The sequence below is a fragment of the Mesorhizobium sp. M7A.F.Ca.CA.001.10.2.1 genome (genome assembly GCF_003998575.1).
In the GTDB taxonomy this organism is placed as follows: Bacteria; Pseudomonadota; Alphaproteobacteria; order Rhizobiales; family Rhizobiaceae; genus Mesorhizobium.
The window spans coordinates 1-1,096 of record NZ_RZQY01001100.1; the positions used below are offsets into that span (position 1 = coordinate 1).

A 1,096-nucleotide genomic window follows, 5' to 3' on the forward strand; every position below is an offset into this window, starting at 1 on the left:
AGCGGCGATGTCCTCGATGCGGCCAAGCGAATTGCCTGGTTTGTCGGCCTTGGCAAACAGCGTGCGCACGCGGGTCTCGGCTGCCGTGTCGGCCGCCGGCAGGTTGGCCAACAGGTTGCGAAAATCGTCGAAAGGCAGTGCGCTGGTCATCTTGTTATCGATCATTCCCTGGAGTTGGTGAGCGGCATAGCCGCCTTGCGGGGTTGGCACAACCTCCGGGATGATGGGCCTGCATTTGCCGCAAAGCCGGCCCCGAAGGGCGCAATCGCGAGGGCTTGCATTGGCTTTGCCATTGCACCATGTGGAGGTGGAACAAGGGATTCCGGATGGAAGCCCAAGAGAAAGTCATGACGGCCATCGAATCCCCGTGCATCCTGGTCTGTTCGATCGACATGAAAACCGGCTTCTGTTTCGGTTGCGGTCGCACGCGCGAGGAAATCGGCGCCTGGATCGGGATGACGACGGAAACGCGCCGCAGCGTCATGGCGCAATTGCCGGCCCGGCTGGAGACGGTCGAACGCCGGCCGCGCCGGGAAACTCGCCGCACCCGTATGGCGCGCGAACGCGGCGCGCTATCGTGAGGTGCGGATGAGCCGGTTGTTCTGGATTTTGATGGCCGCGATCGGGGTGGGAGCAGTCCTGCTCATGCTCAATGATTCCGCCGGCAGCACGCTCGGCGTCGAGAACAACGATTTCAGCCGGCTGATCTGGCTCGGTGCCTTTGGCGCCCTTATCGGCGCCGGCCTGCTTCGCTCGGGCCGCCCCCTGGGCGCCATGGCCCGCAATCTCGGCGCCTGGGCGGCGATCGCACTCGCGCTGATCGCCGGCTACCAGTATCGCTATGAGTTGCAGGATGTCGCCAGCCGGGTGACCGCGGGCCTTGTTCCCGGCAGCCCGCTTGCGCTTGGCGTCGAGGACGGCCACGCCACGGTGACGCTCGACAAGGCGGACAACGGCCATTTCGAAGCGCGCATCCTGATCAATGGCAACCCGGTCCGGGCCGTGGTGGATACCGGCGCGACCAGCACCGTGCTGACGTCGCAGGATGCGCAGGCCGCCGGATTCAATCCAGCGGCGCTCAACTACACCATACCGG

At 65.0% G+C, this 1,096-nt stretch carries 2 protein-coding genes and 1 pseudogene; 2 read left to right on the plus strand and 1 reads right to left on the minus strand.

The annotated features are described in order from the left end of the window. Window positions 1–150: pseudogene (locus tag EN964_RS38995) on the minus strand (nicotinate-nucleotide--dimethylbenzimidazole phosphoribosyltransferase); the annotation flags it as partial. A gap of 197 nt (window positions 151–347) precedes the next feature. On the opposite strand from EN964_RS38995, the gene EN964_RS35410 reads away from it, so the two are divergent. Both EN964_RS35410 and EN964_RS35415 read left to right on the plus strand, forming a co-directional pair. Further along, complete coding sequence (locus EN964_RS35410) at window positions 348–581, plus strand: DUF1289 domain-containing protein (RefSeq protein ID WP_164748880.1); 234 nt, start codon at window positions 348–350, stop codon at window positions 579–581. A 7-nt stretch (window positions 582–588) separates the two neighbouring features. Continuing rightward, a partial coding sequence (locus EN964_RS35415) for an aspartyl protease family protein (RefSeq protein WP_127277507.1) occupies window positions 589–1,096 on the plus strand: 508 nt, incomplete at its 3' end.